The sequence below is a fragment of the Kitasatospora xanthocidica genome, assembly GCF_014656195.1.
Taxonomy (GTDB): Bacteria; Actinomycetota; Actinomycetes; order Streptomycetales; family Streptomycetaceae; genus Kitasatospora; species Kitasatospora xanthocidica.
This window is the reverse complement of sequence record NZ_BNBY01000012.1, coordinates 172,264-191,913: the sequence shown is the minus strand read 5'-3', so window position 1 is coordinate 191,913 and position 19,650 is coordinate 172,264. Positions and strand designations below refer to the sequence as shown.

15 protein-coding genes and 1 tRNA gene are annotated in these 19,650 nt (G+C 74.2%); 7 read left to right on the top strand and 9 right to left on the bottom strand.

Going from position 1 to position 19,650, the window contains the following annotated elements; genetic code table 11:
* Positions 1 to 165: 165 nt before the first annotated feature.
* Positions 166 to 1,749 carry a Na+/H+ antiporter gene (locus IE332_RS22580; protein WP_189919395.1) on the bottom strand — a complete coding sequence of 528 codons (1,584 nt, stop codon included), beginning with the start codon at positions 1,747 to 1,749 and terminating at the stop codon, positions 166 to 168.
* Between the two features lie 187 nt (positions 1,750 to 1,936).
* Here IE332_RS22580 and IE332_RS22575 point away from each other — a divergent pair, with 187 nt between their 5' ends.
* The 3 genes from IE332_RS22575 to IE332_RS22565 all read left to right on the top strand — a co-directional run bounded on the left by IE332_RS22575 (position 1,937) and on the right by IE332_RS22565 (position 3,847).
* Positions 1,937 to 2,845, top strand: a complete 909-nt coding sequence (locus tag IE332_RS22575; protein WP_189919393.1) for an NADP-dependent oxidoreductase — start codon at positions 1,937 to 1,939, stop codon at positions 2,843 to 2,845.
* Between the two features lie 101 nt (positions 2,846 to 2,946).
* A tRNA-Lys gene (locus tag IE332_RS22570) sits at positions 2,947 to 3,020 on the top strand.
* 164 nt (positions 3,021 to 3,184) lie between these two features.
* Positions 3,185 to 3,847 (top strand): DJ-1/PfpI family protein, encoded by a 663-nt coding sequence (locus IE332_RS22565; RefSeq protein ID WP_189919391.1) that lies wholly within the window; start codon positions 3,185 to 3,187, stop codon positions 3,845 to 3,847.
* A 47-nt stretch (positions 3,848 to 3,894) separates the two neighbouring features.
* Here the strand turns inward: IE332_RS22565 and IE332_RS22560 are convergent, their stop codons facing one another.
* Complete coding sequence (locus tag IE332_RS22560; RefSeq protein WP_229928814.1) at positions 3,895 to 5,085, bottom strand: MFS transporter; 1,191 nt, start codon at positions 5,083 to 5,085, stop codon at positions 3,895 to 3,897.
* A 95-nt stretch (positions 5,086 to 5,180) separates the two neighbouring features.
* Positions 5,181 to 6,854 carry a chitinase gene (locus IE332_RS22555; RefSeq protein WP_189919387.1) on the bottom strand — a complete coding sequence of 558 codons (1,674 nt, stop codon included), beginning with the start codon at positions 6,852 to 6,854 and terminating at the stop codon, positions 5,181 to 5,183.
* A gap of 212 nt (positions 6,855 to 7,066) precedes the next feature.
* On the opposite strand from IE332_RS22555, the gene IE332_RS22550 reads away from it, so the two are divergent.
* A complete protein-coding gene (locus tag IE332_RS22550; RefSeq protein WP_189919385.1) occupies positions 7,067 to 10,336 on the top strand; it encodes a S41 family peptidase in 3,270 nt (1,089 codons plus the stop codon).
* A 79-nt stretch (positions 10,337 to 10,415) separates the two neighbouring features.
* Here IE332_RS22550 and IE332_RS22545 read toward each other — a convergent pair whose 3' ends face one another.
* On the bottom strand, positions 10,416 to 10,646 hold the full coding sequence (locus IE332_RS22545) for a hypothetical protein (RefSeq protein WP_189919377.1): 231 nt from the start codon (positions 10,644 to 10,646) through the stop codon (positions 10,416 to 10,418).
* A 150-nt stretch (positions 10,647 to 10,796) separates the two neighbouring features.
* Here IE332_RS22545 and IE332_RS22540 point away from each other — a divergent pair, with 150 nt between their 5' ends.
* Together IE332_RS22540 and IE332_RS22535 are read left to right on the top strand one after the other, a co-directional pair.
* Positions 10,797 to 11,576 carry a phosphoribosyl-dephospho-CoA transferase MdcG domain-containing protein gene (locus IE332_RS22540; RefSeq protein WP_189919375.1) on the top strand — a complete coding sequence of 260 codons (780 nt, stop codon included), beginning with the start codon at positions 10,797 to 10,799 and terminating at the stop codon, positions 11,574 to 11,576.
* 133 nt (positions 11,577 to 11,709) lie between these two features.
* Positions 11,710 to 12,354, top strand: a complete 645-nt coding sequence (locus IE332_RS22535) for a dihydrofolate reductase family protein (protein ID WP_189919373.1) — start codon at positions 11,710 to 11,712, stop codon at positions 12,352 to 12,354.
* A gap of 89 nt (positions 12,355 to 12,443) precedes the next feature.
* On the opposite strand, the gene IE332_RS22530 is transcribed toward IE332_RS22535, so the two are convergent.
* From IE332_RS22530 to snpA (IE332_RS22515), 4 genes are all read right to left on the bottom strand, one after another.
* A complete protein-coding gene (locus IE332_RS22530) occupies positions 12,444 to 14,525 on the bottom strand; it encodes a phosphocholine-specific phospholipase C (RefSeq protein ID WP_189919371.1) in 2,082 nt (693 codons plus the stop codon).
* Between the two features lie 211 nt (positions 14,526 to 14,736).
* Positions 14,737 to 15,396, bottom strand: a complete 660-nt coding sequence (locus IE332_RS22525) for a pentapeptide repeat-containing protein (protein ID WP_189919369.1) — start codon at positions 15,394 to 15,396, stop codon at positions 14,737 to 14,739.
* Between the two features lie 134 nt (positions 15,397 to 15,530).
* Complete coding sequence (gene snpA, locus IE332_RS22520; RefSeq protein ID WP_189919367.1) at positions 15,531 to 16,154, bottom strand: snapalysin; 624 nt, start codon at positions 16,152 to 16,154, stop codon at positions 15,531 to 15,533.
* A gap of 365 nt (positions 16,155 to 16,519) precedes the next feature.
* The gene (gene snpA, locus IE332_RS22515; protein ID WP_189919365.1) at positions 16,520 to 17,170 is read right to left on the bottom strand and encodes a snapalysin; all 651 of its coding nucleotides are present in this window, start codon (positions 17,168 to 17,170) and stop codon (positions 16,520 to 16,522) included.
* A 225-nt stretch (positions 17,171 to 17,395) separates the two neighbouring features.
* Here snpA (IE332_RS22515) and IE332_RS22510 point away from each other — a divergent pair, with 225 nt between their 5' ends.
* Positions 17,396 to 18,412 (top strand): LysR family transcriptional regulator, encoded by a 1,017-nt coding sequence (locus IE332_RS22510; protein WP_189919363.1) that lies wholly within the window; start codon positions 17,396 to 17,398, stop codon positions 18,410 to 18,412.
* Here the strand turns inward: IE332_RS22510 and IE332_RS22505 are convergent.
* Positions 18,409 to 19,623 carry a low temperature requirement protein A gene (locus IE332_RS22505; RefSeq protein WP_229928812.1) on the bottom strand — a complete coding sequence of 405 codons (1,215 nt, stop codon included), beginning with the start codon at positions 19,621 to 19,623 and terminating at the stop codon, positions 18,409 to 18,411. The genes IE332_RS22510 and IE332_RS22505 overlap by 4 nt on opposite strands.
* Positions 19,624 to 19,650: the final 27 nt, after the last annotated feature.

Below are 19,650 nucleotides of genomic sequence, written 5' to 3'. Positions count from 1 at the left end.
GCAGGAACCGGCAGGGCCAGGCGTGAGCCCTGGGAAAGGCGAGGGTCTCTGTGCGAGGTCGTGCGGGTACTGGTGGTGCGCCGACTCCGTTGACGGCCTGCCCGGGTTCAGCCTATGCAACCCCGGGGGCGGTCGCGCACATTCCGCCCGCGGGCGGACGACTCGTCACTTCCGCTCCGAGCGCAGGTCGAGGCCGCGCAGCACCTGGTCGACCAGTTCCGGGTCGGCGCCGAGCTCGCTGCGGGCGGCGAGCATCTCGCGGCGGGAGGCGGCGATCATCTCCTGCTCGACGTCCCGGGCGGCCCGCCACTGGGACAGCCGCAGCTTGGCCTCGGCGGCCTCCTCCTCGGCGTAGTTCTCCGGGCAGAGCCGGGCCAGCCGGTCGTGCTGACGGTCCCGCAGCCGGTCGGCGACCTCGACGGGCAGCCGGTCCTGCTCCTCCAGCTCGCCGAGCCGCTTGAGCCCGGCCTTCGCGGCCCGCCACCAGAGCTGGCGGACGGCCTGCTCGTGGCGGTCCTGGTCGATGTCCAGCCGGAGCCGCTTGGCCAGCCAGGGCAGGGTCAGGCCCTGGACCAGCAGGGTGAAGAGCACCACGCTGAAGGCGATGAAGACCAGCCGGCCGCGCTCGGGGAAGTCCTCGCCGGAGTGCAGGGTGAGCGGGATGGCGAGCGCCAGGGCGACGGTGGCCACCCCGCGCATGCCGGACCACCAGAGGACCACGCTCTCCTTCCAGCTGAACGGGGTGTCCTCGTCGTCGCCGCTGCGCAGCTTGCGCGACACCCAGCCGGCCGGCAGCAGCCAGAGCAGCCGGACCCCCACGACCACCACGATCACCACGGCGGCGTCGCCGATGAACCCGGTCCAGCCGCTGCCGGCCTCCTTGAGCACGGTGGCCAGCTCCAGGCCGATCAGGCCGAAGGCGACGCCGGTGATCAGGATCTCGACCACCTCCCAGAAGGCGTTGCCGACCAGCCGGTAGGAGACGGCGTCGGCGTCGGTGGCCCGCTCGGCCAGGTAGAGCGCGCAGACCACGACGGCGAGCACGCCCGAGCCGTGGATCTCCTCGGCGACGGTGTAGGCGGCGAAGGGCACCAGCAGGTTGAGCGCGACCTGCTGGGTCGGGTCGTCCAGCCGCTCGGCGAGCTTGGCGTTGACCCAGCCGAGCACCACCCCGACGACCACGGCCAGCACCGCCGACAGGACGAAGCGCAGCACCGCGTGGCCGACCGAGAAGTCGCCGCTGACCACGGCCTCGATCGCCAGCGAGTAGATGACGATCGCGGTGACGTCGTTGAACAGGCCCTCGCTCTCGAGGATCGCCACCAGGCGGCGGGGCAGGCCGACACTGCCGGCCACCGCCACGGCGGCGACCGGGTCGGGCGGGGAGACCAGCGCGCCGACCGCGATGGCCGCGGCGAGCGGCAGGGCGGGCAGCAGCCAGTGCACCGTACTGGCCACCGCGACGGTGGTGACCACCACCAGGGCGACGGCCAGCAGCAGGATCGAGCGGACGTTGGCCTTGAAGTAGCGCACCGAGGAGCGCCGGGCGACCGCGAAGATCAGCGGCGGCAGGACCAGCGGGAGGATCAGCTCGGGTTCGATGCTGACGTCCGGGATCTGCGGGACGAGCGCCATGACGATGCCGAGCAGGGTCATCAGGACCGGCTGCGGCACTCCCGTCTTGCGTCCGAGCGGCATGGTGACCACGGAGGCGAGCAGCACCAGGAAGAACAGGGGAAGCTGGCCCACGGGGAGGTTCCTCTCGACGACGGACGGCTGAGCGCCGTCCAGGATAAATCTGACAATGCGCCCATCGGTGAAGACGCGCCGAACAAGGACTTGACCTCAAGTGGACTTCAAGTCCGAGGATGGGGCCGGTCGACGGGAGCTGTCGGGCAGTCGAGCGGTCCAACGGTCGAGAGGGCGGGGAGCAGACATGAAGGCGGTCACGGTGACGGGGTCCGGCGGTCCGGAGGTCCTGCGGGTCACCGAGGTGCCCGATCCGGAGCCCGGCCCGGGCGAGGTGCGGGTGCGGGTGTACGCGGCCGGGGTGCAGCCGGTGGACCTCGCGATCCGGGAGGGGTTCCGGCCGCCGGGGCTGACCGTCGAGCCGCCCTTCGTCCTCGGCAACGAGTTCGCCGGGGTGGTGGACCGGCTGGGACCGGACAGCGGGGACTGGAAGGTCGGCGACGAGGTGATCGGCTTCCGGCTGCTGGACAGCCACGCCGAGCTGGTCACGACGGACGCCGCCCAGCTGGTGGCCAAGCCCGCCGGGATGCCCTGGGAGCAGGCCGGCTCGCTCTCCGCCTCCGGCCAGACCGCGCACACCGCGCTCGACCTGCTCGGGGTCGGCCCCGGCGACACCGTCCTGGTGCACGGCGCCTCGGGCGGGGTCGGCACGGTCGCCGTCCAGCTGGCCCGGGCCCTGGGCGCCACCGTGGTCGGCACCGCGAGCGAGCGCAACCACGCGTACCTGCGCGAGCTGGGCGCCGTCCCGGTCGCGTACGGGGAGGGGCTGGCCGAGCGGGTCCGGGCGGCCGCGCCGCAGGGGGTGACCGCGGCCTTCGACGCCGCCGGGCGGGGCGCGCTGGAGGCCTCCGTCGAGCTGGTCGCCGACCGGGAGCGGATCGCCACCGTGGTCGACTTCGAGGGCGCCGCACGACTGGGCGTACGGGCCGTCCGCACCCTGCGCACCGCCGCCCGGCTGACCGAACTGGTCCGGCTGTGGGAGGCGGGCGGGCTGCGGCTGGAGATCGCCGAGGCCCTCCCGCTGGAGCGGGCCGCCGAGGCCCACCGGTTGGTCGGCACCGGGCACGTCCGGGGCAAGGTGGTGCTGACCATGTGAGCCCCGGGGCCGGACCGCGCGATCGGCCCGGAGGAACGGGGGACCTCCGGGCCGATTGTGTGTTTCGGCCGCTGACCAGGTAATGTTCTCCACGTCAGCAGGCGCCGCTAGCTCAGTTGGTTAGAGCAGCTGACTCTTAATCAGCGGGTCCGGGGTTCGAGTCCCTGGCGGCGCACAGACAGCCGGAAGGCCCCTTGCGAAAGCGAGGGGCCTTCCGGCGTTTCGGCGTACCCGCGCGGCGGTTGGCGTACGGTCCACGCGGCGCACCGCCCCAGCGGTGGCAGGAAAGGTGGGCCACAGGTCATTGCTGCCACCCCGGCCCGCTGACAGGCTGGCCGCATGGGAGCACACACCGTGCTGGTCGTCCTCTACGAGGGCGTGCAGAGCCTCGACGTGACCGGCCCCGTGGAGGTGTTCACGGGCGCCGGCAACGCCTCCGGGCGACCGGGGGCGTACCGGGTGGTCACCGCCTCGCCGGGCGGCCGCCCGGTGCGCTGCACCAGCGGGCTGCGGCTGCTGCCGGACACCGGCCTCGACGCGGTCGGGCCGGTGGACACCCTGCTGGTCCCCGGCGGGCCGGGCACCCGGGCGCGGCTCTCGGACGGGCCGGTGCTGGAGTGGCTGCGGGCCGTGGACGCGACCACCGCCTGGACCACCTCGGTCTGCTCCGGTTCGCTGGTGCTGGCCGCCGCCGGGCTGCTGGCCGGCCGGCGGGCCACCTCGCACTGGGCCTGCCTGGAGGAGCTGGGCAAGCTCGGGGCCGAGCCCACCGGCACCGAGCGGGTCGTGGTGGACGGCAAGTACGCGACCGCGGCCGGGGTCTCGGCCGGGATCGACCTGGCCCTGTCGCTGGCCGGCCGGCTGGCCGGGGACCCGGTCGCGCAGTCGATCCAGCTGCTCATCGAGTACGACCCGCGGCCGCCGTACTCGGCGGGCTCCACCGCCAGCGCCCCGGCCGAGCTGGTCGCCCGGATGCGGGCGAACGGGCTGGCGATCGGCTGACGATCGGCTGACGACCGGCTGACGGAGGCGAACGGGCGGGCGCACGGCTAGCCGCGGACCGGGGGGAAGGCGTGGCGGCGGGCGCCGGCGACCACCGCGAGGACGGGCAGCATCAGCGCGAGGACCGTCCAGGGCAGGGCGCCGGCGCCGAGCCGGCTCAGGACGACGCCGCCGGCCACCCCGCCGCCCGCCATCGCGGCGTTCCACAGGGTCACCAGCACGGCCTGGGCGGCGTCCGCCTGCTCGCCTCCCGCGTCTCCGAGGGCGGTCTGCAGCAGGGTCGGGGCGCCGCCCCAGCCCAGGCCCCAGAACGCCGCCGCCAGGTACACCAGCGGCGCGTCGCCGGAGCGCACCGCGAGGACGCCCGCCGCCACCGCGACCAGCAGCGCGCCGCCGATCGTCAGCCGCCGCAGCCGGCGGTGGATGTGGGCGCCGGTGAGCCAGATGCTCGCCAGCGAGGCCAGGCCGAAGACCAGCAGCACGGTGCCGGTGGCGCCGCCGAGGCCGGCCCGGTCGAGCAGGGGTGCGATGTAGGTGAACAGGATGGTGTGCGCGAGCACGAAGAGCACGGTCACGGTGAGCACCGGCCGCACGCCGGGCACGGTGAGCGCGCGCCGGACCGGGGCCCGCTCGCCGTCCGGCTGCCCGGGCTGCTCGGGCAGCATCGCCGCGATCCAGCCGATCACGACGACCGCCAGTGCCGTCATGGCCAGGAAGGGCACCCACCAGGCGAGGATCCGGCCGAGGAAGGTGCCGACCGGCACTCCCAGCGACAGCGCCACCGGCACCCCAGCCATCGCCACGGCCATCGCCCGGCCCTGCTGCTCGACCGGCACCAGCCGGCGGGCGTACCCGGCCAGCAGGGCCCAGGCGAGGCCGGCCGCCACGCCCGCGAGGAAGCGGGCGGCCATCGTGAGCGGGTAGTCGCCGGAGACCGCGGTCACCGTGTTGGCCACCGCGAAGCCGCCCATCGCGGTGAGCAGCAGCCGCTTGCGGTTCCAGCCGGCGGTGGCCGCGGTGAGCGGGATCGCGGTGACCGCGGTCCCGATCGCGTAGACCGTGACGGTCTGCCCGGCGGCCGACTCGCTGACGCCGAGGGACTCGCCCATGCCGGGCAGCACCCCGGCGGGCAGGGTCTCGGTGAGCGCGGTGACGAAGACCGCGGTGGCCAGGGCGAGCAGGGCGGGGAGCGGAAAGGGCTTGCGGGGTACCGGAGTCGGGAGCTGTGTGGTCGCCATGGGGACCATGCTTGGACCTCACACCGGTGTCAGGTTCAAGCACGGCGTCAGGTTCAAGCACGGCCCCGTGGACGTTCCGGCCGGCGGGTGCCGGGTCAGCGGCCGAAGTAGCCGTCGAAGTTCCTGGAGAACTCCTGGCCGCCGAACCGGTCCCAGTTGATCGACCAGGTCATCAGCCCGCGCAGGTTCGGCTGGGCGCCCGAACGCGGCACGTACGTTCCGCAGTTGGTGAGCTTGGTGAGGCAGTCCAGCGCCTTGTCCACCTCGGCGGGGGCGATGTAGCCGTTGCCCGCGTTGGTGGTGGCCGGCATGCCGATGGCGACCTTGGCGGCGGGCAGCGCCGGGAACACGTTGTTCGCGTTGCCCGCCACCGGGAAGCCCTTGAGCAGCATGTCGGTCATCGCGACGTGGAAGTCGGCGCCGCCCATCGAGTGGTACTGGTTGTCCAGGCCCATGACGGAGCCGGAGTTGTAGTCCTGGACGTGCAGCAGGGTGAGGTCGTCGCGCAGCGCGTGGATGACCGGCAGGTACGCCCCGGCCCGCGGGTCCTGGCCGCCCCAGGGGCCGGATCCGTAGTACTGGTAGCCGAGTTGGACGAAGAAGGTCTCCGGCGCCATGGTCAGCACGAAGCCCGCGCCGTACTTGGCCTTGAGGGTCTTCAGCGCGGAGATCAGGTTGACCACGACCGGGCTGGTCGGGTTCTTGAAGTCGGTGTCGCCCGTGTTGAGGGAGAGCGAGTGGCCCTCGAAGTCGATGTCCAGGCCGTCCAGACCCCACTTGTCGATGATCGCCGAGACCGAGCTGACGAAGGCGTCCCGGGCGGCGGTGCTGGTCAGCTGGACCTGGCCGTTCTGGCCGCCGATCGAGATCAGCACCTTCTTGCCCCGGGCGCGCTTGGCCGCGATGGCGGCCTTGAAGTCGGCGTCCGACTCGACGGTCGGGCACTCGGTGACCGGACAGCGGTTGAAGCGGATGTCGCCGGAGGTGACGGAGGTGGGTTCGCCGAAGGACAGGTCGATGAAGTCCCAGGAGTCCGGGACGTCGGCCATCCGGGTGTAGCCGGAGCCGTTGGCGAAGCTCGCGTGCAGGTAGCCGACCAGGGCGTGACTGCCGGCGGGCGGGCTGGTCGGGGTGCCGGTGGGCGTGCCCGTGGGGGTGCCCGTCGGAGTACCGGTGGGCGTGCCCGTGGGCGTCGCGGTCGGCGAGGTGGTCACGGTGGGCGTGGGCGTCGGACTGGGGGCGCCCGGGCCGTCCAGCGAGACGTCGTCCGCGTAGTAGGTCCCCTGGCCGTACCAGCCGTGGGTGTAGACGGTGGCGCTGGTCTGGTTGGCGCCGGTGGTGAAGCTGACGCTGAGCTTCTGGTACGAGCCGCCGGTGCCGGGCGTCCAGGTGCTGGGGCCGCCGTCGACGCCCAGGTAGACGTAGGAGCCGTTGACGTACGCGCTGAGCGTGTACGTGGTGCCGGGGGCGACGGTGACGGTCTGGCCGCACTGGGCGGTGTCGCCCGACGAGGCCGCGGCGGCGAGCGCCCGGCTGCCGCCGTGCACCGGGCTGGTGACGACGCTGCCGGAGCCGCCGGTGCAGCTCCAGGGGCCGAGCGAGCCGGATTCGAAGCCGCCGTTGACCAGGAACTCGCCGGCCGAGGCGGCGGGGGCCAGGCCCAGGGTGACGCCGACCAGGGTGGCCGCGGCGACGGCGGAGGCCGTGCCGGCGGCGAGCGCGGCACGGCGGTGGGCCCGGCGAACGGGCGAGTAGCGGGGTCTGCGCATGCGGGTGCTCCTGCGATGGCGCGGTCGTGGGGGACGTCCGAGGGCACGCCGGAGCACGCGCCAGTGGGGGGAACGGCCCGGCCTGGCACCCTAGTTGGACTAGACCACTGAAGTGGATCCGGCTGTACGGTGTCAATGGTCCAGACCGGTTCGGGGCCTCCTCGCCCGCCGTTCCGGTTGCCGGGTGTGACACCCCGTCGAAGGATGGAGGGGTGACCCCGCCCGGCTACCTCCGCCACCCCCACCTGCACGGCGGCCTGCTCACCTTCACCGCCGAGGACGACGTCTGGATCGCCCCGCTGGACACCGGGGGCACCGTCACCGGACGGGCCTGGCGGGTCACCTGCGACCGCACCCGGGTCAGCCACCCCCGCTTCTCCCCCGACGGCACCACCCTCGCCTGGACCGGCTGGCTGAGCCTCACCCCCGAGGTCTGGACCGCACCCGTCGACGGCGGCGAGGCGCACCGGCTCAGCTTCTGGGGCAGCCAGGACACCCGGGTGCGCGGCTGGCTGCCGGACGGCGAGGTGCTGGCCGTCACCTCCTTCCACGAGCCCTTCGGCCACTACACCTGGGCGCACGCCCTGCCGCCGGACGGCTCCCCCGGCCGCCGGATGCCCTGGGGGCCGGTCGGCGACGCCCAGATGAGCCGGGAGCGCACCGTCCTGCTCACCGGCGCCGCCCCGCACGAACCGGCCGCCTGGAAGCGCTACCGGGGCGGCGCCGTCGGCCGGCTCTGGGCGGACGGCGAGCGGATCCTGCCCGACCACACCGGCCACCTCGCCTCCCCGATGCCGGTCGGCGGGCGGATCGCCTTCCTCTCCGACCACGAGGGCGTCGGCAACCTCTACTCCTGCCGCCCGGACGGCACCGACCTGCGCCGCCACACCGACCACGCCTCCTACTACGCCCGCGAAGCCGCCACCGACGGCACCCGGATCGTCTACCAGCACGCCGGCGACCTCTGGCTGCTGGACGGCCTGGACGCCCCCGCCCCGCACCGGCTGCACGTCCCGCTCGGCGGCGCCCGGGCCGGCCGCCGCCCGTACCAGGTCGGCGCCGCGACCCAGGTCAAGGACCTCGCCTGCGACCGGACCGGCCGGGCCGGGGTGATCACCGTGCGCGGCAGCCAGTACTGGCTCACCCACAAGGACGGCCCGGCCCGCGCGCTCGCCGACACCCCGGGGGTGCGGACCCGGCTGCCGGTCATGCTCGGGCACACCGGCGAGGCGGCCTGGATCACCGACGCCGAGGGCGCCGACGCGATCGAGGTGCTGCCACTGCCCGGCCACGAGGCCGCCCCCGAGCACGGGCACGAACACGAACACGGTCACGCGGGCACGGCCACCCACGCGGGCGGGGACCGCCACCGCCACCGGGTGCTCGCCGCCGGCCGGCTCGGCCGGGTCCTGGAGCTCACCGCCTCCCCCGACGGCAGCCGCCTCGCCGTCTGCGCCTCGGACGGGCGGCTGCTGCTGGTCTCCGCCGCCGACGGCGAGGTCCGCGAGCTGGCCTCCTCCGCGTACGGCCCGGTCTCTAGCGCCCGGTTCTCCCCCGACTCGCACTGGATCGCCTGGTCCCAGCCGGTCGCCGGACGCTCGCTGCGCCGGATCCGGCTCACCCGCACCGGGGCGCCCGCGCCGATCACCGAGGTCACCGACGGCCGGTTCGAGGACGAGCAGCCGGTGTTCACCCGGGACGGCCGCTACCTGGCCTTCCTGTCCTGGCGCGGCTTCGACCCGGTCCACGACGTGCACACCGGCGACCTCTCCTTCCCGCTCGGCTGCCGCCCGTACCTCGTCCCGCTCACCGCCGACACGCCCTCGCCGTTCTCCGCGCCCGCCGAGGAGCCCGCCCCGCGCGGGGACGGCGGCGGCGACGGCACCGTCCTGGTCGAGCCGGAGGGCATCGGCGAGCGGCTGCTGCAGTTCCCGGTGATCGCCTCCAAGTACTCGGCCACCGACGCGGTACGCGGTGGCCTGGTCTGGCTGCGCTGGCCGATCTCCGGCACCCTCGGGCAGACCTTCGCCAGCCCCGAGGACACCTCGGGCCGCCCCTCGCTGGAGTACTTCGACCTGGCCCGGGGCACCCGCAGCACGCTGGTGGACAAGCTGGACGGCTACGCGGTCTCCGGGGACGGCGGCTCGGTCGCCGTCTACTCGGCCGGGACGCTCCGGGTGGTCCCGGTCTCCGCGCCCTCCGCCGGCACCGGCGTCGACCTGCGCCGGATCACCCACACCGTGCACCCGGCCGCCGAATGGCGCCAGGCCTACCACGAGGCGGCCCGGATCGTCCGGGACCAGTTCTGGGACGCGCGGATGTCCGGCCTGGACTGGCCCGCCCTGGTCGCCCAGTACGAACCGTTGCTGGAACGCGTCTGCTCACCCGACGACTTCGCCGACCTGCTGCGCGAACTCCTCGGCGAGCTGGGCACCTCGCACGCCTACGTCACCACCTCCCGGCGCGCCGAGGGCCCGTCGCTCGCCCAGCAGCCGCTCGGCCTGCTCGGCGCCAACGCCCGCCGCTCCCCCGACGGGCGCTGGCTGGTCGAGCGGGTGCTGCCCGGGGAGTCCTCCGACCCTCGCGCCCGCGCCCCGCTCGCCGCCCAGGGCGTCCGGGACGGCGACGAGCTGCTCGCGGTCGGCGGCCGCCCGGTGGACCCGGTGCGCGGACCGCTGCCCCTGCTGGCCGGCACCGGCGGCACCACCGTCGAACTGGCCCTGCGCACCGGACCGGACGGCCCGGTGCGGCGGATCGCGGTCACCCCGCTGACCGATGAACGGCCCATCCGCTACCAGGACTGGGTGACCAAACGCCGCGCCCTGGTACGGGAGTTCAGCGACGGGCGGTGCGGCTACCTGCACATCCCGGACCTCGGTGGCTCCGGCTGGGCGCAGTTCAACCGGGACCTGCGGCGCGAGCTGGACAAGCCCGCACTGGTCCTGGACGTCCGCGGCAACGCCGGCGGCAACGTCTCCGAGCTGGTCCTGGAGAAACTCACCCGGCACGTCCTGGCCTGGGACTTCACCCGGGACCGCCAGCCCGTCCGCTGGCCCCGGCACGCGCTGCGCGGCCCGCTGGTGGCCCTCGCGGACGAGGCCACCAGCTCGGACGGGGACGTGATCATCGCGGCCATCAAGCTGCTCGGGCTCGGACCGGTGATCGGCAACCGCACCTGGGGCGGGGTGGTCGGGATGTCCGGACGGCACACCCTCGGCGACGGCACCCAGATCTCGGTGCCGAAGAACGCCTCCTGGTTCAGCGGCGGGCTCGGCTGGTCGGTGGAGAACCGCGGCGTCGAACCGGACGTGCACGTGCTGCGCACCCCGCGGGACTGGGCCCGCGGGCGCCACCCCGAGCTGGTCACCGCCGTCCAGCTCGCCCTGGAACTACTGGAGGACGCGCCGGCCGCGGAGCCCCCGCCGGAGTCCACGCCCCGGCCGGACCTGCGGCGCCCGCCGCTGCCGCCGCGGGCGCGGTGACCGGCCGGGCCGGGCCCGCTCCTGCGGCGCCCGGGCCCGGCTGATCCCCGGGCTCAATCCCAGGGGTCGGCCCCGGGCATCAGTCCCAGGGATCGCCCTCGGCGGTCATGTTCTCGGCGGCCCGCCGGTCGGCCTCCTCCTGGGAGAGCCGCTCCCGGGAGAGCCGGTCCTCGCTCTGGCGGGCGCGCTCGACGTCGTCGCCGAACGCGTCGGCGGCCTCGTCGTGGGCGAGGGCCGCCCGCTGCATGGCGTCCTCACCGGTGGCCTCGTGCTGCGGCGGCCGGTGGAACAGCCTGTCGAAGATGCCCATGACTCCTCCTCCTACGGACGGAATGTCGGAACTCCGGGCTGTCCCCCACTCTCACACCGGGCGCTCACGGACGCACGTTGAGCCTTTGGTCCCGGTGGAACGCGTCGAAGGGCCGTAGTCGGGGGCGCGGAGCGGGCGGAGGGTGGCGGTGTGAGGAACCCGATCGAGGAACTGCACGACGGACCGCGCCGCCGGGTCGGCCCGCTGGCCGCGCTGGACGGCCGGCTGCCCGGCGCGCACGACCTGCTGCTGATGCAGTGCCCCGGCTCGCTGCGGCCCCTCACCGGCGGCGAGCTGCCGGACTGGGCGCGCGCGGTGCTGCGGGCACACCCCTGGGTGACGGTCGGCCGGGCGCCCGCGGTGGTCGGCCACCCGGTGGACCCGCCGCACCCGCGGCAGTGCGCCCGGGACCCGGAGGCGGCGCCCGAGCTCTGGTCCCCGGTGACCGTGCGCGGCCCGCGCCCCGGACAGCGGCTGGACGCGCTGGCCCCCTGGGCGGCGGTGGCCCGGACGCTGCGCCCCGAGCAGCTGGTCGAACGGCGCGCCCGCCTGGCCCCCGAGCGGCTCACCACGATCCCGGCGCTGGCCCTGCTGCCGGAGGTCGGCCGGCTGGTGGCGGACCACCGGCTGCCCTGGGGCCCGATCGGCGCGGCCGGCTACGAACTGGGCAGCGGGGTGCCGGTCACCGGACCGCTCAGCCCGCTGCGGCTGGTGCTGCGCGCCCCGCAGCCGGTCAGCCGGCGCGACGCGCTGCAGCTGCGGCGGGCGCTGAGCAAGCTGCCGCTGCCGGTGCAGGCCGAACTGGAGACCCGGCACGGCTCGGTGCAGCTGGCGGAGTACGCGGCCGGGCAGCCCGCCCTCACCCTGCTGACGCCGTACGGGCCCCGGGAGGTCCACGATCCGTGGTTCCCCCGGGGCCCGTACCTGTGAGCGATGACGCCGGCTCCGCCCCCCGGTCGGAAAATGGTCCGGGGCCGATGTCAATCCGGCCGGGTCCGCTCCGACGTCATGGCGTGCGGCGCCCCGCCGCGCGACGACACGGACGGACCGGACGAGGGAACCCATGGATCAACTGCTCAGAGTCATGAACTTCAACGTCTCCAGGGACGGCATCGGCGCCGGTGAGCACCAGACCTTCGAGCGGCCGTTCGGCCAGGACCGCCCCGAGCGGCTGTTCGGCTGGGCCGGAGCCACGGCGAGCTGGCCCATGCGCACGGATGCCGGGGGGAGCCGTGGTCTCGACGACTACTTCACCCGGGACTTCGCCCGCAACATCGGTGCCGAGATCATGGGCCGCAACAAGTTCGGGCCGCAGCGCGGGCCGTGGCAGGACCACGAGTGGCGCGGCTGGTGGGGTGACGAGCCCCCGTTCCGCACCCCGGTGTTCGTCATGACCCACCACGAGCGCCCGTCGTTCACGCTCTCCGACACCACGTTCCACTTCGTCGACGCCGACCCGGCCACCGTCCTCGCCCGGGCGCGGGAAGCCGCCGGGGGCAAGGACGTGCGACTCGGCGGCGGGGTCACCACCATCCGGCGGTTCCTCGACGCCGACCTCGTCGACACCCTGCACGTGGCGGTCTCGCCGGTGGAGCTCGGGTCCGGCCTGCGGCTCTGGGAGTCCCCCGACGAGCTCCTCGACCGCTTCCACTCGGAGGTCGTGCCCAGCCCGAGCGGCGTCACGCACCACCTGTTCTGGCGGAGGTGACGACCTGGCCCGGCGGAGGTGACGCGAGGCCCCTGGAAACCGCCCTGCCGGGTGGTGGGGCCTCGCGTTCCGCGCGGTGCGGGCGGCCGTCAGCCGCTGACGCTGGGGGTGCCGGTCTCCAGGTGGCCGGTGAACCGCTGCGACCAGCTGCTGTCCGCGTCCACCGTCACGGTGAGGTCGTACCAGCCGTCGGTGTAGGCCACCACGTTGAAGAAGTCGCTGACGCTGCCGCCGGCCGGCACCTGGTACGTCCAGGGGCCGTCCGTCCGGTAGTTGTTCGACGCGATGGTGAAGGTCATCGGCGTGCCGCCGTTGTTGGCCAGCTTGAAGTAGACGGCGAGCTTGCCGGTACCCGGCTCGACCGCGTACGAGGCGGTGACGGCCGCGTTCTTGCCCGCCTTGGTGGCGTCGCCCTTGAAACGGCGCAGGAAGCGGTTGGGGCCGACCACCGTGAGGTCGTACGGGCCGCCGCCGAAGCCGGTGCCGCAGTTGAAGAAGTCGCTGGTGCTGCCGCCCGGGTCGACGGTGTACTGCCAGGGGCCGCCGCTGCGGTAGGCGTTGGCGTAGGCGGCGAAGTGCGCGGACTTGGCGGCCGCGGCGCCCTGGTTGGCCATCGCGATCCAGACCTTCATCACCCCGCCGGAGCCGAACTCCAGGTGGTCCAGGTTGGCGTTCGGCTGGTACGGCAGGGCGCGGGCCGGGCGGGTGCCGGACTCCTGCACCGGGAGCTGGTTGTTCACCGGCGCCGGGTTGGGCAGCGGGCCGCAGGCGGACAGGCCGATGGTCTGCGAGGTGTCGGGCAGCGCGGGCAGGCCGTACACCGGGTTGGCGAAGTCGAACACGCTGGTGAGGTCGCCGCAGACCCGGCGGCGCCAGTCGCTGATGTTGGGGCTGGTGGCAGGCGTGCCGAGGGCGGCCGTCCAGACCTCCAGGAAGCGCAGCACCGAGGTGTGGTCGAAGGTCTCGGAGTTGACCCAGCCGCCGCGGGTCCAGGGCGAGATCGCGAGCATCGGGACGCGGAAGCCGAGCCCGATGTTGGTGCCGCTGTAGAACTCGCCCGGGGTGCCGGCCGGGGCGACCGGCGGCGGGACGTGGTCGAAGAAGCCGTCGTTCTCGTCGTAGTTGACGAACAGCACGGAGGAGTCGAAGACGGCCGGGTCCGCGTTGAGCGCGTCGATCACCATGTGGACGAAGTGCGCGCCGTCGGCCGGGGTGGCGTACGGGTGCTCGGAGGAGGCCTGGTCCGGGACGATCCAGGAGACCTGCGGGAGGGTGCCGGCCAGCACGTCGGCCTTGATCGCGGCGGCGATGTCGTCCGGGGTCCGGCCGGTGACCTTGGGCACCGAGCCCATGCCCTTGACGGCCAGCGGGCTGCCGGCCGGGGCGCCCGAGAACTGGCTGAAGTAGGCGAGGGCGTTGTCGCCGTAGTTGTCGGCGGCGTTCTGGTAGACCTTCCAGCTGACGCCGGCGGCCTCCAGGGCCTCGGCGTAGGTCTTCCAGCGCAGGCCCTTCTCGTCGCCGCCGTCGTAGGCCGGGCCGCCGGCGGTGCCGGCCGGGTCGATCTGGCCGGACCAGTGGTAGGTGCGGTTGGGGCCGGTCGCGCTCAGCACCGAGCAGTGGTAGGCGTCGCAGACGGTCCAGTTCTCGGCCAGCGCGTAGTGGAACGGGATGTCCTGGCGGGTGAGGAAGCCGAGCGTGCGCACATTGCCCTTGGCGGCGACCCAGGAGTCCATCTTGCCGCCGTTCCACGCCTTGTGCTGGTCGCTCCAGCCGTGGCTGAGGTCACCGTTGCACTGGGCGAGGCGCTCGGGGTCGGCGCCGCCGGCCGGCTTGGTCTGGCTGAACTGCCACGGGTACTGGCGGGAGAGCAGGCCGTTGGGCTGGTTGAAGACGCTGTAGCCGCCGGAGATCTGGATCGCGCTGCGGTCGGCGAAGCCGCGTACCCCGCGCAGCGTGCCGAAGTAGTGGTCGAAGCTCCGGTTCTCCTGCATCAGGATCACCACGTGCTTGGCGTCGGCGATGGTGCCGGTGGTGGCGAGCGCGGTGCCGGCGGCGGGCGCGGTGCCCGCGGCGCCGGGGGCGGCCCCCGCCGCACCGGTGCCGGCCACCGCGAGACCGGCCGCGGCGGCACCGGACAGCGTGACGAACTTCCTACGACTCAGCTCGGCCATCAGCCCGGCCCGTCCCTTCGCTGGCGATGTTGTTCACACAACTCGGCTCACTCGATCGCGGAGCAGTCTCCCCCTCCGGCGGAGCGGACCACCAGAGGCGTGCGGCAGGTTTGGCGGACTGTTCGTCCGGGGGTCACCGAGCGACGCGGGGCTGAACGCACGACGGAATCGCCGGGGAGGGCCGGCGGACTGGGGCGGCGGGCGGGGGCGGTCAGCGGTCCTGCACGTCGATGCCCAGCGCCTGGGCGAACTGCGGTGCCAGCTCCAGCAGTTGGGTGGAGCTGATGACCGCGCCACGCAGCCCCTGGTGGCCGTCGGCCAGCCCGAGCCGGACGGCGCCGCGCAGATCGGTCCCGCTCAGCGTCGCACCGCGCAGCCGGACCTCCTCCAGCGTCGAGCCGGGGAAGGACACCCCGGTCAGCTTCGCCTCGCCGAAGTCCACGTCGCGCAGCAGGCAGTCCTCGAAGACCACGTCCCGCAGGACGGCGGAGCGCAGGTTGACCGCCTCCAGCTTGCAGCCGCGGAACACCACCCGGCGCAGCGCCGAACCGTACCCGGCGACCCCGGCCAGCACCCCGCCGACGAAGGCGCTGTCCTGCCACTCGGTGTCGCTGAGGTCGCAGGCCACCCAGCGGCCGGCCTGCACCCAGACCTCGTTGAACCGGGCCTGGCGCAGCTTGACCCCGCTGAGCGCGACACCGGTGAAGGCGCACTCCAGGAAGGCCGCCCCGGCGCCCGACTCGTCGGTGTGCTCGCCACCGTCGAAGTGCGCGGTGTCGTACCGCTCGTCGCTGCGCAGCGGCCCGGTGTGCGGGCGCAGCAGCTCGGCGTACGGGAGGTCGGTGAGCTGGTCGGGGACGGTACGGGCCATGGCGGCACACCTCGCGGTCGGGGGCGGACTGGTCTCGCCCGCATGCTCGCACGCGGCACCGACAGCGCCGCTCCGGCCACGCACGCCGGCCCGGCCGCAGCGGTGTGCGGCCGGGCCGGGGCTCAGCGGTGGGGTCAGCCGCGCGCCCAGAGGGAGTTGACGCGGCTGCGCTCGGTGCTGTTCGGGTAGGGGTTGGTGCAGGAGGTGCCGGGGCCGCCGCCCGACATCAGCTCGCTGCACGGGCCGGAGTAGTGGTCCGGCAGGCCGAGCACGTGCCCGGTCTCGTGGGCGGTCACCCGCACCGAGTTGTACTGCCGGTTCTGCTGGTAGTCGAGGAAGATGTAGCCGCGCCCGTGCCCGTCGGTGCTCGCGTACGAGCCGCGGCTGTCGTTGCCCTCGTAGTACTTGAAGTCGGCGGCCGAACCGGAGCGCAGCTGGACGTTGGCGACCGAACCGTTCCAGATCTGCGCGGCCTGGGATATCTGGTTGCGGAAGGTCGGGGCCGAACTGGCGTCGTAGGTGACCACGACGGTGGCCAGGCCGGGGTTGGCGGCCTGCTTGGCCTTCGCGGAGGCCATCACCGCCTGGAAGAACGCCTGGTTGTCCGCGGTCTCAACGGCCGAGCCGGCGTACGTCGAGGCGGTGTAGCCCTGCGCGGCCGGGGCGGCCGGGGCGGCGGCCGCGGCCGTGGCCGGCAGCACGGCGAGGCCGGCCGCGAGCGCGAGGCCGAGGGCGGCGGACAGCATGGATCGCTTCATGGTGGGGGCTCCGATTCCTGTGGTGCCGTGGCCGGATTGGGGGCCGGCCCTGGGGGACACCTGGTCAACGGGTGATGTCCCCAGAGCTTCGGGCAGCCCGGCGGGCGGGCGGATGATGTCAATCCGCGATAGCTCCGTGCAATACCCCTGCGTCGGCCAGGAATTGACGCGTCTTTTCCGTACCTTGACCCAACCGTGCCCCTGGCATTCCGTTCCGGCGGGGGCTAGGCTCCGAAGCGGGGAAGTACCCGAGCGGCGGGCCGCTTGATTCCGGCCGAGCGGCCCGCCGCGCCCGGCCCCGCCCAGCGGACGGGGCCGGTTGCACCGCCGCGGGGCGGTCGGCGCGGGTCACCGTCCCGGCGAGGTCAGTGGACCGCCGCGAGACCGTTCGCCCAGAGGTAGTCGACCTGGCTCCGCTCGTCGGCGTCGGGGTAGGGGTTGGTGCAGGAGGGGCCGGGGCCGCCGCCCGACATCAGCTCGCTGCACGGGCCGGAGTAGTCGTCGGGCAGGCCGAGCACGTGCCCGGTCTCGTGGGTGGTGACGCGCACCGAGTCGTACTCCTGGTTCTGCTGGTAGTCGAGGAACACGTAGCCGTGGCCGTGGCCGTCGGTGCTCGCGTAGGAGCCCTGGCTGTCGCTGCCCTCGTAGTACGAGAAGTCGCCCTGGCCGCCGGTCTCCTGGAGCCGCACGTTGCGCACGGAGCTGTTCCAGATCCGCGCGGCGGTGGCTATCTGACTCGCGAAGGAGGGCGCGTTGCCGGTGTCGTAGGTGACGGTGACGGACCGCAGCCACGGGTCGGCGGCCCGCTTGGCCTTGACCGAGGCCACCACGGCCCGGAAGAAGGCCTGGTTGTCGGCGGCCTCCGCGGCTCGCGCGGCGGGACCGGCGTGTGCCGCCGGGGTGTAGCCCTGGACGGCCGCGGGCGCGGCCGGCGCGGCGACTGCGGTGGTGGGCAGGGCGGCGAGGCCGGCCGCGAGGGCGAGGCCCAGGGCGGCGGACAGCACGGATCGCTTCATGTGGGGGCTCCGGATTCGCGGTGCGCCGCCTCGCCGGAGCCGGTGGGGGCCGGGTACGGCGGTGGCGCACGGTGGGGGCCGCCCCGGTCGGTGGCCGGGGCGGGTTGCTGCCCCCGAGCTTCGACCCGCCCGGGCCCGCCACGGATGATGTCAACCGGCGATAGCCCCGTCGCATACCGGTGGGGTCCGCCGTGGCTTGTCCCGGCTCAGACTTGATTGACTGTCATGTCCTTGGCGAGGAGGCTCGATGGCGTCTATGCTCCCGACGTGGAGCTCGACGTGAGACACCTCCGGGTGCTGTGCGCGATCGCCGACAGCGGCAGCCTCCGCAAGGCCGCGCTCCAGCTCGGCATGACCCAGCCCTCCCTCACCACCCAGCTGCACCGCATCGAACGGTCCATCGGCGGCACCCTGTTCACCCGCGAGCAGACCGGCAGCCGGCCCACCGCGCTCGGCCACTCGGTGCTCTCCCGGGCCCGGCCGGTGATCACCGAGATGGCCGCGCTGGTCGCCGCCGCCCGCCAGGAGGCCCGCGACGCGAGCGGGCCCGGCCGGCAGCGCCGGCTGCGCATCGGCAGCGTCGGCAGCCGCGCGGTCGCGGCCTGGCTGCGCCGGGTGCACGACCGGCTGCCGGACACCGACACCACCATCCACGTCGACGTCTCCGCCAGCGCGCTGCTGCGGATGGTCGCCGCCGACCAGCTGGACGTGGCCTTCGTGCACGAGAGCGAGGGCTTCCCGCTACGGGTGCCGCCGGACGCCGAACAGCGGGTGCTGATGGCCCGCGAGCCGCAGTACGTCGAGCTCGCCGCCGGGCACCCGGCCGCCACCCGCCCGGTCGTCCGGCTCACCGACCTCGCCGAGGACACCTGGATGGTCGACCCGACCGCCGACCACGAGTACGCGGCGATGCGCCGGGTGTTCAGCGAGGCCGGGCTCAACCCCCGGGTGCTGCAGGTGCGGGACAACGCCACCGCCGCCGAGCTGGTCGCCTCCGGCGAGGCCGTCCGCCCCTGCCAGCCCACCTCCCCGCCCGGCCCCGGCACGGTCGTCCGCCCGGTGGACGGGGACCCGCTGGCCGTCCGGCTGCTGTTCACCTGGCGACCGCGCGCGCTCAGCCCGCCCGCCCTGGACGCGCTCTACGGCGAGCTGCGCGCCGCCTACCTGGACCTGGCCAAGGTCAACCCGGCCTACCTGGCCTGGCTGACCCGGCACGAACCCGTCCTGCTCGGGCGGGGCTAGAGCCGGGCCCCGGCCCGGCTCTCCCGGCCGTGGACCAGCACGCCCGCCGCCACCATCAGCGCGCAGACCAGGCCCGCCGCGAGCACCCCGGAGCCGCCGAAGGCGGTGCAGGCCAGCACCAGCACGGCCCCGGCCGGCGCCAAGGCCTGGGCGAGCGCGCCGCGCTTGGTGTGCCGGGAGTGCAGGAACCAGACCGTGACCAGGTAGACCGCGGTCGGCACGGTGACCGTCGCGGTGGCGGCGGTCTCGGAGATCTCCGCCTTGTGCACCGCCGACTCCACCGCCACCTCCAGCCCGGCGCCGATCGCCGCCGCCGAGCCGAACACCAGGTAGTGCCCGTACCCCCAGGCGAAGGCCTGCCGGTTGGAGCGCAGGTGCTCGTGGACGGGCCGGGCGAAGTAGATCCACCAGGCGGCGAAGCAGATCAGCAGGCCGCCGACGGCCACCGGCACCAGTCTGCCCAGCTCCTCGTGCTCGTCGACCGCGGACTGCACCGCGACGGTCGCCGCCGCCACCGTCTCGCCGAGCACGATCAGGGTGAACAGCCCGTACCGCTCGGAGATGTGGTGCGGGTGCCAGGAGGTCTGCATCCGCAGCTCCGCGATCACCGGCACGGCCAGCTCGCACAGCACCCCGACCGGGATGACGTACGGGCGGGCGCCGTGCGGCAGGAGCAGCAGCACCACCCAGCCGAGCTGGCAGACCGTGATCCCCACCGCGTACCGCACCGCGACCCGGCGGGCCTCGCCCTGCTCGCCGGCCGCCGCGCGCAGCCACTGGGTCACCATCGCGAGGCGCATCACCACGTACCCGGTGATCGCCAGCGCCAGGTCCTGGGTGGCGAACAGCCGGGGCACCCCGGCGGCGAGGATCAGCACCCCGGCGATCTGCACCAGCGTGGTGATCCGGTACGGCACGTCGTCGCAGTCGTACGCGGAGGCGAACCAGGTGAAGTTCATCCAGGCCCACCAGATCGCGAAGAAGGCCAGCGCGTAGCCGCGCAGCCCCTCCCCGTAGTGCCCGGCCGCGAGGGAGTGGGCGAGTTCGCGCCCGGCCTGGCCGACGGCGACGACGAAGCAGAGGTCGAAGAACAGTTCCAGCGGGGTGGCGACCCGGTGCGGCTCGTCGCGGTCGCGCGGGATCATCGGGCGCACCGGCGGCGGGTCGACGTGCTGGGCGCGGGGTGCCGCGGCGGCGGGGTCACTGGCCATCGGGGCTGCTCCGGGGTCGGGAGGGCG

What these genes read in the sequence shown, in the direction of transcription:
- IE332_RS22535 (WP_189919373.1), top strand. Translation starts at nt 11,710, where the DNA reads ATGGATCAACTGCTCAGAGTCATGAACTTCAACGTCTCCAGGGACGGC.
- IE332_RS22575 (WP_189919393.1), top strand. Translation starts at nt 1,937, where the DNA reads ATGAAGGCGGTCACGGTGACGGGGTCCGGCGGTCCGGAGGTCCTGCGG.
- IE332_RS22510 (WP_189919363.1), top strand. Translation starts at nt 17,396, where the DNA reads ATGTCCTTGGCGAGGAGGCTCGATGGCGTCTATGCTCCCGACGTGGAG.
- IE332_RS22565 (WP_189919391.1), top strand. Translation starts at nt 3,185, where the DNA reads ATGGGAGCACACACCGTGCTGGTCGTCCTCTACGAGGGCGTGCAGAGC.
- IE332_RS22505 (WP_229928812.1), bottom strand. Translation starts at nt 19,623, where the DNA reads ATGGCCAGTGACCCCGCCGCCGCGGCACCCCGCGCCCAGCACGTCGAC.
- snpA (WP_189919367.1), bottom strand. Translation starts at nt 16,154, where the DNA reads ATGAAGCGATCCATGCTGTCCGCCGCCCTCGGCCTCGCGCTCGCGGCC.
- IE332_RS22555 (WP_189919387.1), bottom strand. Translation starts at nt 6,854, where the DNA reads ATGCGCAGACCCCGCTACTCGCCCGTTCGCCGGGCCCACCGCCGTGCC.
- IE332_RS22525 (WP_189919369.1), bottom strand. Translation starts at nt 15,396, where the DNA reads ATGGCCCGTACCGTCCCCGACCAGCTCACCGACCTCCCGTACGCCGAG.
- snpA (WP_189919365.1), bottom strand. Translation starts at nt 17,170, where the DNA reads ATGAAGCGATCCGTGCTGTCCGCCGCCCTGGGCCTCGCCCTCGCGGCC.
- IE332_RS22545 (WP_189919377.1), bottom strand. Translation starts at nt 10,646, where the DNA reads ATGGGCATCTTCGACAGGCTGTTCCACCGGCCGCCGCAGCACGAGGCC.
- IE332_RS22530 (WP_189919371.1), bottom strand. Translation starts at nt 14,525, where the DNA reads ATGGCCGAGCTGAGTCGTAGGAAGTTCGTCACGCTGTCCGGTGCCGCC.
- IE332_RS22560 (WP_229928814.1), bottom strand. Translation starts at nt 5,085, where the DNA reads ATGGCGACCACACAGCTCCCGACTCCGGTACCCCGCAAGCCCTTTCCG.